Annotated in this window: 13 protein-coding genes; 3 read left to right on the top strand and 10 right to left on the bottom strand. The window is 48.5% G+C overall.

The window, feature by feature from the left end; all coding sequences use genetic code 11:
• Nucleotides 1-60: 60 nt before the first annotated feature.
• Entirely contained in the window at nucleotides 61-738 is a 678-nt protein-coding gene (locus AC55FS_RS03505) for a response regulator transcription factor (protein ID WP_496934684.1), read from the top strand.
• A complete protein-coding gene (locus tag AC55FS_RS03500; RefSeq protein ID WP_496934683.1) occupies nucleotides 735-2432 on the top strand; it encodes a sensor histidine kinase in 1698 nt (565 codons plus the stop codon). Before AC55FS_RS03505 ends, AC55FS_RS03500 begins: the two co-directional genes overlap by 4 nt.
• Here the strand turns inward: AC55FS_RS03500 and AC55FS_RS03495 are convergent.
• Together AC55FS_RS03495 and AC55FS_RS03490 are read right to left on the bottom strand one after the other, a co-directional pair.
• Nucleotides 2429-4552, bottom strand: a complete 2124-nt coding sequence (locus AC55FS_RS03495) for a hypothetical protein (protein WP_496934682.1) — start codon at nucleotides 4550-4552, stop codon at nucleotides 2429-2431. The genes AC55FS_RS03500 and AC55FS_RS03495 overlap by 4 nt on opposite strands.
• Before the next feature lie 99 nt (nucleotides 4553-4651).
• Nucleotides 4652-7408, bottom strand: a complete 2757-nt coding sequence (locus AC55FS_RS03490) for a LamG domain-containing protein (protein WP_496934681.1) — start codon at nucleotides 7406-7408, stop codon at nucleotides 4652-4654.
• A gap of 329 nt (nucleotides 7409-7737) precedes the next feature.
• Here AC55FS_RS03490 and AC55FS_RS03485 point away from each other — a divergent pair, with 329 nt between their 5' ends.
• On the top strand, nucleotides 7738-8535 hold the full coding sequence (locus AC55FS_RS03485) for a hypothetical protein (protein ID WP_496934680.1): 798 nt from the start codon (nucleotides 7738-7740) through the stop codon (nucleotides 8533-8535).
• Between the two features lie 592 nt (nucleotides 8536-9127).
• Here the strand turns inward: AC55FS_RS03485 and AC55FS_RS03480 are convergent.
• The 8 genes from AC55FS_RS03480 to AC55FS_RS03445 all read right to left on the bottom strand — a co-directional run bounded on the left by AC55FS_RS03480 (nucleotide 9128) and on the right by AC55FS_RS03445 (nucleotide 14311).
• A complete protein-coding gene (locus tag AC55FS_RS03480) occupies nucleotides 9128-9763 on the bottom strand; it encodes a LysE family translocator (protein ID WP_496934679.1) in 636 nt (211 codons plus the stop codon).
• A 48-nt stretch (nucleotides 9764-9811) separates the two neighbouring features.
• Nucleotides 9812-10363, bottom strand: a complete 552-nt coding sequence (locus AC55FS_RS03475) for a hypothetical protein (RefSeq protein ID WP_496934678.1) — start codon at nucleotides 10361-10363, stop codon at nucleotides 9812-9814.
• Nucleotides 10364-10879: 516 nt separating this feature from the next.
• Complete coding sequence (locus AC55FS_RS03470) at nucleotides 10880-11107, bottom strand: hypothetical protein (RefSeq protein ID WP_496934677.1); 228 nt, start codon at nucleotides 11105-11107, stop codon at nucleotides 10880-10882.
• Between the two features lie 101 nt (nucleotides 11108-11208).
• The gene (locus AC55FS_RS03465; protein ID WP_496934676.1) at nucleotides 11209-11499 is read right to left on the bottom strand and encodes a hypothetical protein; all 291 of its coding nucleotides are present in this window, start codon (nucleotides 11497-11499) and stop codon (nucleotides 11209-11211) included.
• 35 nt (nucleotides 11500-11534) lie between these two features.
• Nucleotides 11535-11717 (bottom strand): Type I secretion system protein TolC, encoded by a 183-nt coding sequence (locus AC55FS_RS03460; protein WP_496934675.1) that lies wholly within the window; start codon nucleotides 11715-11717, stop codon nucleotides 11535-11537.
• A 325-nt stretch (nucleotides 11718-12042) separates the two neighbouring features.
• Nucleotides 12043-12483, bottom strand: coding sequence for an SMI1/KNR4 family protein (locus tag AC55FS_RS03455; RefSeq protein ID WP_496934674.1), 441 nt, complete (start codon nucleotides 12481-12483; stop codon nucleotides 12043-12045).
• Between the two features lie 107 nt (nucleotides 12484-12590).
• On the bottom strand, nucleotides 12591-13016 hold the full coding sequence (locus tag AC55FS_RS03450) for a hypothetical protein (RefSeq protein ID WP_496934673.1): 426 nt from the start codon (nucleotides 13014-13016) through the stop codon (nucleotides 12591-12593).
• A gap of 758 nt (nucleotides 13017-13774) precedes the next feature.
• Entirely contained in the window at nucleotides 13775-14311 is a 537-nt protein-coding gene (locus tag AC55FS_RS03445; RefSeq protein ID WP_496934672.1) for an NADPH-dependent FMN reductase, read from the bottom strand.
• Between the last annotated feature and the right edge of the window lie 27 nt (nucleotides 14312-14338).

Genomic DNA, 14338 nt, shown 5'->3' with positions numbered 1-14338 from the left:
ATGACGCTCTGTAGATATCGATGATAAGCTGCCGCCTAGTCGTCAGGGATTTTAAATGCCATGCGTGTACTCATCGTCGAAGACGATCCGCAACTCAATGATTTTATCCAACAAGGTTTGCAACAAGCCGGACATACCGTTGAGCAATGTTTCGATGGCAAAAGTGGCTTAATCGAAGCCAGCAGCGAGCCCTTTGATGTCATTGTATTGGATCGCATGCTGCCAAAAATGAATGGCATTGAAGTACTTAAAGCGCTGCACAGTTTGGGCTCAACAACCCCAGTGTTAATGCTGAGCCACTTGGGCGATGCCGATCATAAAGTCGAAGGATTGCGCTCGGGCTGCGATGATTATTTATCCAAACCCTTTTCTTTTGCCGAGCTACTCGCCCGCCTGGAAGTGTTGGCGAGGCGGCGCCCAACCTCGGATGACAATCAACAGTTAACCTTAGCCGATTTAAGCCTCGACCTTCTTAGCCGACAAGCCCAGCGCGCTGGTCGCAACATAGAGCTGTTAACCCGTGAGTTTAAATTGCTGGAATATCTACTGCGCCACCAGGGCCAAGTGATTACCAAAACCATGTTATTGGAGCATGTTTGGCAATTAAATTTTGATCCGCATACCAATGTGGTCGAAGTGCATATCAGCCGTTTGCGCCAAAAAATCGATAAAGGGTTTCATCCGCCATTACTGCATACCGTGCGCGGTGCTGGCTACGTGATGCGGGTGGTGGAATGAAAAAACGTGCTTGGCCTTATGGGCTGCTCGTTGCTTTGGGGTTAGTGCTATGCGTTGGGCTAGGCTGGCTGCGTATCGACTTAGAGCAGACATTATTAGCGCCCAAGCAAAAGAATATTCAACAATGGCAACGCGAACTACGACAACAAGCAGGCGAGCCAGAACTATACCATCCACAATTATTTCCCCAATTTGCCGACATTGAACCCGAGTCAATAGAATTTGATGCCGACGATGGCGAAGCCATGTTGGAAGAATACATCGACTATTGGTTTGACTACTTGCAACAAACACAGCTCAGTGAACAGCAACGTCGTTTGGCCCAAGCACGGTTATTTGCCTTAAATGAAGATATTCAGATTAATCCCGTCGATGTTCCGTTAGCGGTTATCTGGTTTTTATTTAATGAAGAATTACCGGATATGGCCCATCAGGAAATGGAACAGCGCAGTGAAATGCGCTTTGATGCGTGGCCAGAATACAACAGCACCTCTGCTACCAGTGAAAGCCAACGCCTTGCCTATTACTTCGACAGCGATGACGTATTAGCAACCCCAAATTTATGCCTATTGCTGACTGACTCACAGCAACAGCTGTTGCGCGACAATATCGCCCTCGATGCCAGCGCGGCGCTTAATTTACCGCAGTGGTCGCTTTGGACATCCAGCGGACGTGCGCTGTATATAGACCACCAGCCGCCCTATTGCAGCTATCAGCTATTTCGCCTGACGGATGGTGGCTATTTATGGCTAGGGCTACCAGCGCAACAAGAAATATTTCTGCTGCAGCGTATACAAACCTGGCAAGTGAGCTTATCGGCCAGCACTTTATTGCTGTGCTTGACACTCGCATGGTGGCTAAGCCATAGGCGCCGACTACAGCTAAAACAATTACAACACAGCCTGGCATCAGTGGCCGATGGCCATCTGGATCAACGCCTCTCCGTTGATCATGCGCCTGAGTTTGCCAACCTGGTCATCGTCATTAACAGCATCTTGGATAATGTACAGCGCATTTCACAGCAAGCGCAGTGGATGTCCGACACCATGGCCCATGATTTAAAATCGCCCATTACTCGCGCCCGTGGTCAGCTGGAATTACTGCTGAATATGGAGCGCCCCGATAAACACACCATCGAAGCCATTATTCAAGAGCACGATGATATTACTCACTGCTTTAATGCCCTGCTTAGAATTTCACAAATTGAACGCAGCCAATATAAGGTCAGTGGCCGGCAGTTTGATTTTTCCGAGGTCATAGCGACCGTGGTAGAGATCTTTGAACCCAGTGCCGAAGAGAAACGACAAAACCTTAGCTACCAAATCGATCACGACAGCCTAGAAATAGAAGGCGATAAAAACCAGTGGCTGCAAGCCGTGTCAAACCTGCTCGATAATGCCATTAAATACACACCTAAAGGCGGTAAGATTACCATCCGTGCTCGATCAACCACGTACCAGCAGCGCGATGTCATTGAACTGACTGTGTGCGATACGGGTATGGGTATTCCCGAACATGAGCAAGCCTCAGTATTACAGCGTTTTTACCGCTTACACGAACACGCCACCAGCAAAGGCCATGGCCTCGGGCTGAGCCTAGTGCAGGCAGTTTGCCAGCACCATCAGGCGAAGCTCTCCCTGAGCAATCACAATGGCCTTGTGGTGACGATCTTTATCCCTAAAAAAGTTAGTTAAGGCAGCTCTGAACAGGCACCGCAAACTTCAATATCGACGGTGCTTTCACTGTGTAGCGGCATAAATACCTGCAATACAGGCTCTCCAGCGGCATTGCGCGTTAGACCCTGCTTGGTATTTTCAACCCGTGCACCGTTAATGCTGATGTGCGCCGGCACCTCACCTTGCCAGTTGGCAATGCTGAGTGCAGGGTTCATCAACGGCTGGCTGCTGCTGGCCTGCCAACGTGCTTTTAAATGATTGCCGGAGGTGCGCGTTTGATAATTGCGCTGTGACTCATCATAGCGCCAGCTAGCGTTGCCATCCGTGGTAATCAGCGTCGGAGCCTGCAGCCAAGAGCGCGCCAGTGATGCCACTTCCGTATCGGCCATGGCTGATAAACCGGTTAACAACAAACGGGTTTGCGACATCGCTGTTTGCTCATAAGGTGGGTTAAACGCCATATGAAATAACGAAGTATGACTGGGGTATTGAGCCGTGTTGGCTCCCCGGCCAAAGGCGCGAATATGATTAACCGGCCAATGGTCCCAGCGAACAAAATGATGGCCAGGATATTCGCTGGCAAAATCTTGCTCCCAATAGGGCATGATTTCTAACGTGCCGCCATGCTCCATAATGGTGAATGTATCCAACTCGGTATTTTTTAAGTTGATACGGGTGATATTGGCCCGTTTTGGCAGCTCAAATGGCTCATCGCCAATGGCATTGATGCCACCGTTTGCACCGTCGTATACCGCCTGTTCACCCTGCAGGTTCATAAAGGTGACAGTATCGTAGATTTCAATATTATCCCATGGGTTGGTACCCGCGCTGTTGATCACCATGGCTTCGTGATATTCAAAACCATTCGGCGCTTCGCCATAACTATTCACCTGCTGGCTGTGCAGCACATTTTTGGATAATACCGAGCCATCGGGATAAAAATAGAAATAAAACTCAGACGTAGCACCCCAACCGTCGACTGTGCCATTGGTGTCGATCAGGTTGTAACAAATGCCATGTGGATGATAGCGCCAGTGCACAACAACACGCGCAGGCGTGTTCTCCAATATGCGCACATGGCTGTAACGTGCTTGTTTATCGTTCATCGGCTCGGCGCCGCCCTCGTCGCACATTTCTGGCCAGCCCCAGCTTTCATTAAATTCATTGCTGTACCAGGCACCGCTATCCGACACCATGGCGGGCACAAAACTTAAGCCACGCCAAAACACCCACTGACTGGCATTGCCATCAAAGTCCACCACCACATCCGGGTGCGCATGCACTTGCCAGTTATTATTCCAATTATCTGAAGGCGGTTGATATTCATCGTCTGGACCACGATCCCAGGGGCCTTGATAACCCAGTTTGACATAACGTGCACCGAAGTCTTGATCCGTTGCTGTTGGCAATGCCAATGTGCTGTTGACATCGGCTGTCGCAGGCACGTAATTCTGCACAGCATCGTCAGTGCGAATCACACTGCCGTTCGTGTGCAAACTGAGCGTAGAATGCAGCGCTTTATTTTGATCATGCAAAATAACTTGGCGCTCCACCTGAGCATTGCTAAAAATACGAAAATACTCGTCCACCCAGCCATTCCATCCTGGCACCATAGGGTTTTCTGTGCTTTCAAAAACAGGTGCATAGCGCCAGTGCACCAGGACCTGCTCACTCGATTGCTCAATAATGCGAACATGGGAATGACGGTTAAGTTTGTCCCAGCGCTTACCCGAACCATCGCCTTGTGTGGCGACCCGCATATCGAAATAGCTAGCACCAGCGGCAGTGTTCCAGCGCGGTAAATAACTGCTGGCGCGAGCAAAATCCAGTTGTGAGCCATCGGCAAACTGCACCCGGATATCGGCATAATCACCAACAAACTGATGCGATTCCCAATCCTCACCCGAATCAATTCGGGTGTAATAGGCAAAAAACTCACCATCGCTGGCGACAGGTTCATCACTCGGGTTTTCACCAGAGCCGTCATCTGAGTTGGCATCGTCTTCTGCCGTTGGATTGTCGTTTGGCGCTTCAGTATCGCTACTATCAGAACCGCCCGATGAGCCTTGGCAAGCAAGCATGGTGAGCGAAAACAGCAGTATTGCTAAGATTTTAATTGGAGCAGTTAGGGTACGCATATAAAAACCTCGGGCACCTCTGAGTTATTTTGCCCAGCTCTGCGGGCACCGAATTATTCACAGGTGCCTTGCCGCTACTAGCGGCGCTGTCGCTGTGGTTTACAGTGATAAATCAAACTGGATGCTGGTATCAGTGTCGTACTGGCCCGCTATATAGGCCACCAACATGCGACGCCCATCCGTATCACGCTCAATCGCCGCGCGTGCCTCAGCCATTGCAGTGCCATTTACAGATACCGTTGGCAAGTTATTCGACGGCCAGTTTTTAATCACTAGCGCCGGGTTCCATAACGGCTGCTGTGCCGTGGCTTGAACGGTAAGGATGAGCTGATTGCCAGTGCTGTATTCCAGCTCAAAAGCGCGCTCATTTTTGTTGTAACTCACCTGTTCGTTGGCTGCACCGCTAATCGCACGGACTGTTGCAGGTTGATGCCAGGATTTGGCTAAACCTTGCAGCGCCGTCGGGTCACCCAAGGCATTGGCATCGCTGTCGGCAAAGCCATACATCATAGAGCCAGTGCCATAATTAAAGGCTTCTAAAACCCCCAAGGCAAAGTGTGATACGCGATCATAGTCACGCACGTAGCGACCATCTGATGGTATTTGCGCCACCGGCCAATGATTCCAAGGGCCAGCAAAGGGGAATTCACCGCCATCAAAACTGACATGAGAAGAGCGCTCATCATTACCCGCCGGATAAAAGGTGTTGCCCTGGGAAATACCAAACACCTTCCACTGGGTTTTACTATTTAACAGCGCAATTTGCCCAGCTGCCGGCATGCTTTCACCGTCTTCATCCTGTTGGTATTGATAGGGATAGATTAAATCCGTTGCTGGGCCAGACAGCTCAGCTAAAGACACCGCATTGCGATGCATAAAGTCTTCTGGACGCTGACCTGGGCCGGTTAACCATTGAAAGTCCTGATAAAACACCACCCCGGGTGCTGGACCTTCGTCCGAGTTAGCAGCCGGATGATAAAACACACTGCGAATGGCAATGCCATCCGGGTAAATGGTGTGCACTTCATCGATAAAAGCGTTGTCTAAAATTGGGGTGCCAAATACATCAGCGGCGGCGTAGCGCCAATGTACTTTTACTCGGGCAGTTGAGTTTTCAATTAAGCGCACATGGCTGCGCAACGCGGCTTTATCTGACATATGCTCTGCCAGCGTGACAATATTATTAAAAGGAACACCGGCGTTTTCTTCATCTTCAAGGTCGGGAATAATCATTTCAACGCTTTGATCCGACATCCAATAATCGTCTGTGACCAAATTCATACCGTGTGATGTACCGCGCCAGTACACATAGCTCACCGGTTTATCGTCAAAGCGTACGACAATGTCCTCATACTCAGGCACACGCCATAAATTGTCCCATTGCCGGTGAAAGTTAAGCCGTGTGTGCAACGCACCAAACTGCTGTGGTAATGCGTCCAAATCCGGTAATGATCGTTGCTCGCTTGGAGTTGAGGATACTAACTGCTGATAGTCTTCGAGAATATCACCAGCCGTCAGCTCTGCAGCATGAATACTGATTTCATCGATAAAACCTTCGATGCCATAAATACTGGAAAAATGGTGAAACTCGTCGGTGTCATCGCTACGCACACCGTCACTGGCGGCCTTAGCCATGGTGTTTAAGCCCATAACCCAGGGCACATCGGGCAATGACAGCTCTGCGCTGCGCGGGCTGCGCGCGACGTCGGTACCATTAACATACAAAACTAATTGCTCACCAACGGTCACCGCGACTTGTGTCCATTGATGGCGTGGCACTGTCTCATTGGATTGCAGCGTTTGACCATTGAGTGTGGCGATCACATAGCCCGATGGGTCAATGCCCACATACAAGCCTTGCTCACCAAAGGCATTGGAGCGATGCACGATGGGCGCAAGATTCCATGGCAAGGCAGCGAGGTTTACCCAAGCCTGAATGGAGTAACTGCTGCCTAAATCTGTTAACTGGGCACTGTCTAGCTGTGCTTTTGTACGATAACCATCTAACGCCAGCGCGCCGCCAGAAATACCGCCCTGCCAATGGCCACCGTGGGAGTCGATCTGAGCGTGTAACTGGCCCTGACTGTCACTGGCTTGTTCGCCTTGCATATCATCAAAGCGCCAATGCGCCAGCAGTGGCTCGCCTAACTGCACGGTCTTCACAGGGTTAGCCTGTGCTGGGGCCTCTGGCGTCAAGGTCAGCGCTTGGCTAGCGAGGACTTCAATACCATTAGGGCTTAACTGTAACTGCTGTTCAATGGCTCCCATACCACTTTGCCATTGCTCAATGGTGCTTGTGCCCGGGCGGTAAATACGACTCACCTCACCCGTTGATTTAATACGATACAGCTCATGCACAACGGCGGTTGGGTTGCGGGCTTGATCTGCCGATGGCTGCTTTAAATAGCGCCAGTGCACCACCACCTCATCGGCGGACTGTTCAATAATGCGGGCATAAGCAAAGCCCTGGTGGCCATCAAACTGCAACTCACTGCCTACCGACGCCTGAATCTGAGCTAGATGCTCAACCGCCTGTTGCCGCTCGCCAAAATGCCATACTGGCCGATAACTGCTGCTGCTTGAAAAAATCAGCCGCCCTTGCGGACCCAAGTTCACCACGATATCGGCGTAGGGGCCATAGTAGGAGCCGCTTTGATCGGATGTCGTATTGGTGCGCGTGTAATAAGCAAAAAAACCGTCTTGCTCAGCTGGCAAGGTCGGCGTTTCAACAATGTCGGGGGAAGATGGATTGTCATCAGGCTCGGCATCTCCGCCGCCCGAGCCACCAGAACCACCACAGCCTGCCAGTAACGACAAGGCCAGAATCACTGATAATGAATTGCAATACTCTGTCATACGCAACCTCCAGAATAGGTTAACCATAGAAGCGATTCTGGAGATATTCGATTCCAGCCCGCAGCCCTACTGTAACCAACCGAGCTAACAGCAAACTGGCCTGAATATTACAAATATTTAACCAAGCCCTAAATCTTTCGGCCCGCTCTGGAGCGCCAGAGGGGTCACCTTGTAGCTACGTAGTTAAGGTTTGAAGTAGCAATAACGCTTCTATGTCTACAGGTTTTATGTAAAAAAACAATTAACGTCACATTTATTGCCAATTTTTTCACCCATCACACAGAGAAAGCGGTAGGGTGGCGAAACATCAATTAAAGGGATCTTGAATAATGCGTTTATTACTGTTTCCAATCATGCTGTCTTTAGCCGCCTGCGGTGGCTCTTCTGGCGGTTCTAGCAGCTCAGACAATAACAACATCGACGATTCCGGTTCTGCGGTGGATTCAGGTGACTCGGGTAACACAGGTTCGACGGTGCAAGCTATCGACTGCAGCATTGATAACAGCCAAAATTTGCGCCAGCCATTGCCAGAATACCCAGGCCGCCCATACGAATACGAGCACTCTGGCAGTAATCCGGCGGGCTTTGACCCAGAAAGTTATTTCACCTTAAGCAGCGGTGGTTTACTTCTGGGCATGGGTAAGAGTGAAGAAGGCCTTTTTCATATGGGCCCGCAATGGACCATCATTCAAGACCAGCTAACAAAAACCATCACCTACAGCCAGGATGACGACGGCGAGCACTGGAGCATTCGCCAAACCGGCGTCGACCGAGATGGTATCGAGCACCAGCAACGTACCACCCTAGAAATCATTCAAAAGCCAAACTGTGATTTAGAAATCTTTGGCTATGATGACGAAACCGGTGCTTTGCAAAGCGATTACAGCACCAGCGTAGATCGTTCAATACAAAGAAGTTATAGCAACGGCGAGTTAACCGGCACCTTAGAAACCTTGATTAATCAAGATCGCAGTGGTGTCTCCGTCTCTCATAGTCTGACCTCTGGCTCAGACTATCCCTTTACTGTGCTGCAGTGGGATAGCAATGGTGACTTGACCTTGATGGAGCTGTGCCAGGATGCCGCCGATTTTAAAGGGGTAAACTGCGTCGCCTCTAGCGGCGGTTAAACAACCACCGACATCCGCTTTTGGTGAATAGCTGTTATTTAATGCAGCTATTCACTAAGGGCTGTTAGCGCTATTCCGCAGTTATGAGCTGATAACGGCTCAATTCTAGGCAGTTCTTGAGGTTATTCCGCGCGCTTGGCCAACGATTAAAAGCGTATATCAAGGCAGTTACGTTAAGGTAAAAAGCGAGCAGAAGTTATACCCGACAAGCGCAGCTTGCACATAGTCACAGAGCATTTGACCGGGCTCGCGGTCGAGACGCTTTTTAACGCGTATCTGCATTTTCTTTTCCGACAAGCCTTATGCCCTCCTTGAGAGATCTTATCCCTCACGCCGGGCAGGCGAACTCCCTGCTGTGCGCTGCGCAGGCCTTTTCACCTCTGCTGCCAATGCTGTGGTCGCCGCATCACAAAAAGCCTACGTCCTTGTAGGCCTTTTGTTGGCGCTGCCGTCCTGACAGCTCCTGCGGGCACAGCCATTGCCAACGCCGGCGGCCTGCTAAAGCGCAGAAAATCAGGGCGCCAGACCGAGAAATTAGTGAGTCAGGTTAGCGAGTTCGAGTGGATGTCCGACTTATCCTTGTTAGCACTCGTTATTTACTGGTAGCTAAGCGAGTTGCCAAACCTAAAAATATAAATCCTAACAGCCCATCTATGTGACGGCCTAATCCAAAATCTTTGCTAACCAACCTGCCAAATCGGCTGAATGCCAATGAAACTGCACAATTGACTAACAAGACAAAACCACTGAGAAAAATTCCAAGTATTAAAATTTGGACCGGAAGTGAACCGACCCCAGTTGAAAACTGAGGCAAAAAAAGACTAAAGAACAACAAAGCCTTTGGATTAAGCAGGTTATTTAAGAGTCCTTTATTTATCAAACTTAAGCTGGTTAAATTTCTATCGCCAGACCTAGCGTCAGTAGATTGCTGATTATTACGAAACCAACTACTTAACATCCTTATGCCTACGTAACTCAAATATAAGGCACCAAAAATCTTTATCGCATACGCAAAGACCGGCATTGATTGCATCAATTGCCCTAAACCTAAAGCTACGAGCAACGTTTGCAAAATACCCGCGAAAAATACACCAATAGCTACCATGAACCCCGCTTGAAAGCCCTTCGTCGAAGAGTAAGTAGAAATAAGAACCAAATCTGGGCCTGGCGATATGGCCAGAAAGAAAACTGCGGTGAAAAATATAGGTAAAATTGAAAAATCTATCATCCAAACATCTCGATATCAACTAAGACTATTAACGCCTCAAAAACCGACTCAGTGAAATTTCCCGTAGCGCGGTACGCGCGGGCTTTTGAGCTTGCCACGCGTCCTTTTAGTATTCTCATGCCCTCCACAACAACTGTTGATCAACTCAACGACTTTTTCAAACAAATCAAGATGCTCCTCGCCCGACGCTAAAACAATGAAATCATCACCATCAATATTTAGGCCAACCGAAAGAAATCGGACATTACTTATAACTCGATAAAATAGTCTCGCCGAAACTTGATTATCATTTACGTTATACTCAGACCTACCTCCCAAAATATTAAGAATCACTAGCTTACCAGAGTTAAAACTTATAAAAGTATACTTAACACGAAAGCTAGACTTAAAAATCCAGTAACCAACTACAGCAGTCGATACTAAGAAAGCTAAGCTAACTAGTGGAAGACCGGACCAATAGAAAACCAAAGCAAAGACAATGGCAATCATTGGAAGCAAGAAAATACTAACAAAGAAATGACCGACGTTCTCCGGCTTAGTCAGCTTTAGTTGCTTTATGTTAGGGTTGTAACTAACAAACTTGGTATTGGTAAGTTCCATAAATCTCTTATTACCGGAGCAAAGATCCGGCCTAGTTCCAGTCAAACATACTATCAAAGTCAGGATTCAAGTTTTTACAAAAAAATGTAAAATCAATGGAGATATTCTTTCTAAGATTGATTGTTCCAGTGATGACCTCCGCCTGTCAACCGCATGTTTTGTTTGAGCAGGAGTATTCAAAATAAGCTTGTGTGATGCGTTTTACGCATAATTGTCGTGTTGAGGGCGTAGGTTATCCCCAGAGCGGATGCCTCAGGTTATTCCGAAGCGGTCGAGGAACTAGGCTGATCGGTTGAGTAATGAACGGCAGCGACTGAGTCCAGGTGAGCGCTGATAATTCAGCGTTTCACAGGCCAGGCGAAGTTTTTCTTCACCGCCGACCAAGATATGGAAGCAGTCCTCAAAATGTTGGATTATTTCTAACCATTGAGCATCATCAATGCCTAAACGATCGAGAATAACTGCCGTATTTTGGGCTATGGCTCCGCGCTTATCATGCCGAATAATCCGGCCAGTTCAGTCAACCAGTTCAAGATAATCCGTCAGCTTCATTAGAATTCCTGGTGGTATATATTGCCGAGGATTACCCACGAAGGGCAATAATTCCCTAGGTTGTGGTCTAGGATGGTTGGGCTGCTTGCTGGCTTTGCCTTTTTTAATCTGACGCTTAATCGATGTGTGGGCTGCTTTTTCAGGTGTAGCAGTCATTTTGGCACGAACGGGGTTAAGTTCGATATAGGCCATGCACGCCGCCAGTGCGGCTTCATCCAAGAGTGCTTGATATTTAAACCGGCCTTCCCATCAATATTCGGTAAATATTGACTCGACTATGCCACCCGTAGGGTTTAGCTCAAGGACGAGCGAAATGATAGACGGCCTGAGCACTGATATTCCTGATTGGCTTCTCGCGCAATGGCTTCATTCAGTACTCTCATAAACCAACTAATACTCGACAGTCGTGCACGCCATTCACCCACATAAATTCGCAGACAGTTTTGTTCGGCGACTCCCAGTTCGTCACCGTTTATGAAACGCTGAGCCAGCATATTTCCGCTAAAATGGCACGTGCCAACGTTCGATGATTTCAGTGTCGATCCAGTGGCTCGCTCGTTCAGCTTCAACAAATAAAACGGCATGATAGTGGTTGCTCATAATGGCATAGGCGGCCACGTCAACGCCAAAACACTTGTAGCAAGAACAGTAACTTATCTTCCAGCCAGCCACGGCGATGCTCGTAGCACTGGCCAGTGTGATGATCCGTACCGCACAAAAACGCGCGTCGCACGCAGCGTGATACGCAGTGGTAATAGGGAGTGGCTTCTAATGAGATCTGTTGTTTTCTGGGTTTGGGCATGATGGTACTCCCACTTCGCGGCACAGATACTCAGCCTAGCCGATGCGGAAGTGATCGCCATTGGGGTGTCAGGTTAGAATCGGTGTCTCGGTTGTTCCATTAATTCCGATGGAATAGGTAAAAGAAGGCTCTCCTTCACCCTCTGCAACATTGAGTACGTGGAAGCCATACTCTTCGATGTCACTTAATGCTTTTTGATCTCTCTCGTCCAACTTGATACTTCCTTGAAATTTAACGCACCTAAGCAGAGGAAAATTGGTTTTTAGCGCAGCGCGTTAATTTGTCATGCCGGTTCGCTGGCGAACTGGCTTGGTTTGTTAGTAGATTAATGGTTGCCTGATAAATCATCCAAAAACCATTCATCCATCGAATCAACAACCACTATTTGATCTGTATTACCCTCACCGAAATAATAAACGTTTGGTATATCACCATCTTTTAGATATATCCAAGCAAGGACATAGCCTTGATGAGAGTAAAATACTAAATATTCAGAATCTACTGGATGTTCTAGCCCATTCTCAGTCAGAAACTCCTGCAAGTATGCGGTGTTATCTTTTAAGTCACCAATAAAGCAATCTGTCCCGATAAGAGGACCATCAGAATGTTTTCCCATCCAGAGGTAATACTCTCTCAAGGCATTTGGAAGTTTAATACCTAATTCCTGTTCGAGTTTATCAACCTCAGATATTGAAGCGCCTTTGGGTGATCCGTATTTGGCAAGGAGTGCTTCGGTATAATATTTTTTCGATTTTGACAGCATCATTGTCTACTAACGCCCGCATAAGTCGCCCATCACGCTTGCTAGTCTTGTGAGGCCATGTGCCGACCCAGCAAGCGTGTAATGGGTCGGCTTTAATGCGTTGGTTAAACCTATTGGCCAGGCTTATAGCTTACGACCTTTATATATTGTTTAAGATCACCTTTAGTGATGTTGTGTTGCTGCATGATTGATTCGGTTTTATCTGAAACCCAAATAGCGTTGACCGGCTGAGAAGGCTCATACTGAGAAATATCGCTTGCTAATATGGCTATTTCGGAAGGTGCCAGGTCATTTAACTTACGCTGTGACGCAAGAGGGAGTATGTTTTTATCTGGGTGTGCGGAAACTACGAATAGCTTTAATGTAGATACCGAATTAGAAGAATCTTTGATGTTCGCAGCTATGCCGGAAAGTTGATTTTCAAGGTGCGTGATCTTAATTTGATTTTCTTTGACTATTGTAAAGTAGCCAAGAACCCCAAGAATTACAGTCGTTATTAGACTGGACGCTACTGCGATTGCTATTTCTTTGGCCATACTCCGATCCTTTGACATGGCTTAACAGTTTAATAGTGTGCATGCCTGTTTTTCCAGCCAGAACCATTCGGGGTATCTCTTCCAAGTCATTGAGTTACAGCTGGATATCCTGTTTTTTCTCATACTCCCCTCTAGAAAAACGTGCTCGCCTACTATCCACGCCTCAAAGTTCTGGCGCTCTAAGACTAACTCACTGATTTCTAGGACTTTTAAGCTACCACCCCAGGGGAATATAGGCAAGCCAGCCAGGAAAGCGTGCCACCAGACTCCCCAGCCTCCAGATCGACTGTGTATTTGAACCGAGCGTCTTTCCATTCGGGTGAGCACTTCAACAAAGACATTCTACCCTTGGAGAAATGCTCGGTCTCGCGCTCAGGTCTTCCGCGCCTAGCAGGCCGCCGAAGTGCGCAATGACCGTGCCCGCAGGGGCTGCCAGGACGGCAGCGCCAACAAAAGGCCTACAGGGACGTAGGCTTTTTGTGATGCGGCGACCACAGCATTGCAAACGCAGGGGAAAGGTCTGCTTAGCGCAAGGCAGGGAGCTCGCCCGCCCGGCGTGAGGGATAAGATCCCTCAAGGAGGGCATAGGGCCTGGCGTTAAAAAGCGCCTCGATCGCGAGCCCGGTCAACTGCTCACTTATCGCAAGTAAGCTGCGCTTTTTCTTTGCTTTTTGCCTAGCAGAAACCGCCTCGACATACACTTTGAGTTGTTCGCCCACCCGCGTGGAGGGCATACAACTGGATCGTTAATTCCCGCTTTATCCCACCAAACTGGCCAACGCAGAGCGCAGCTGCTGAGCCAGCTCAGGGTTAGTGAGTTCACCACGTTCTTCGTCAAAATTATCGAAAAAACTCGGCACGGATAATTGTGCTTTTACTTCCATAGCAAAAAACGGCGCTGATCCAGCTGCGATGCCTAATACACTTTGTGCACCTCCTGGGCCGGGCGAAGTCGATAACAATACTGCCGGTTTGTCTTGGTACACCTTTTTATCGATGCGAGATGCCCAATCAAACACGTTTTTATAGGCCACGCTGTAGTTGCCATTAAATTCGCCAAAGGAAATTACGATGGCATCCGCCTCGCCTATTTTGCGAAAAAACGCCTGTGCAGGCTCCGGAATGCCGTGCTCAGCTTCACGATCGACACTGTAAATGGGCATTTCAAAATCGTTTAGGTCCAGCAGCTCAACCTCGGCGCCAGTATTGCTGGTTAGTAGGTCTGCTGCGTGACTAACCAGCTGCTTGTTAATGGATGCTTTGCTGTTGGTTGCTGCAAATGCCAGTACTTTCATGCTCAAACTCCTCGAATAATGTTGGTG

The organism is Bacterioplanes sp. CLAM21 (assembly GCF_059641015.1).
The sequence above is the reverse complement of the archived record's forward strand: the minus strand, read 5'-3'. Positions and strand labels throughout refer to the sequence as shown.

What these genes read in the sequence shown, in the direction of transcription:
- AC55FS_RS03505 (WP_496934684.1), top strand. Translation starts at nt 61, where the DNA reads ATGCGTGTACTCATCGTCGAAGACGATCCGCAACTCAATGATTTTATC.
- AC55FS_RS03500 (WP_496934683.1), top strand. Translation starts at nt 735, where the DNA reads ATGAAAAAACGTGCTTGGCCTTATGGGCTGCTCGTTGCTTTGGGGTTA.
- AC55FS_RS03495 (WP_496934682.1), bottom strand. Translation starts at nt 4,552, where the DNA reads ATGCGTACCCTAACTGCTCCAATTAAAATCTTAGCAATACTGCTGTTT.
- AC55FS_RS03490 (WP_496934681.1), bottom strand. Translation starts at nt 7,408, where the DNA reads ATGACAGAGTATTGCAATTCATTATCAGTGATTCTGGCCTTGTCGTTA.
- AC55FS_RS03485 (WP_496934680.1), top strand. Translation starts at nt 7,738, where the DNA reads ATGCGTTTATTACTGTTTCCAATCATGCTGTCTTTAGCCGCCTGCGGT.
- AC55FS_RS03480 (WP_496934679.1), bottom strand. Translation starts at nt 9,763, where the DNA reads ATGATAGATTTTTCAATTTTACCTATATTTTTCACCGCAGTTTTCTTT.
- AC55FS_RS03475 (WP_496934678.1), bottom strand. Translation starts at nt 10,363, where the DNA reads ATGGAACTTACCAATACCAAGTTTGTTAGTTACAACCCTAACATAAAG.
- AC55FS_RS03470 (WP_496934677.1), bottom strand. Translation starts at nt 11,107, where the DNA reads ATGGCCTATATCGAACTTAACCCCGTTCGTGCCAAAATGACTGCTACA.
- AC55FS_RS03465 (WP_496934676.1), bottom strand. Translation starts at nt 11,499, where the DNA reads ATGCCGTTTTATTTGTTGAAGCTGAACGAGCGAGCCACTGGATCGACA.
- AC55FS_RS03460 (WP_496934675.1), bottom strand. Translation starts at nt 11,717, where the DNA reads ATGCCCAAACCCAGAAAACAACAGATCTCATTAGAAGCCACTCCCTAT.
- AC55FS_RS03455 (WP_496934674.1), bottom strand. Translation starts at nt 12,483, where the DNA reads ATGATGCTGTCAAAATCGAAAAAATATTATACCGAAGCACTCCTTGCC.
- AC55FS_RS03450 (WP_496934673.1), bottom strand. Translation starts at nt 13,016, where the DNA reads ATGGCCAAAGAAATAGCAATCGCAGTAGCGTCCAGTCTAATAACGACT.
- AC55FS_RS03445 (WP_496934672.1), bottom strand. Translation starts at nt 14,311, where the DNA reads ATGAAAGTACTGGCATTTGCAGCAACCAACAGCAAAGCATCCATTAAC.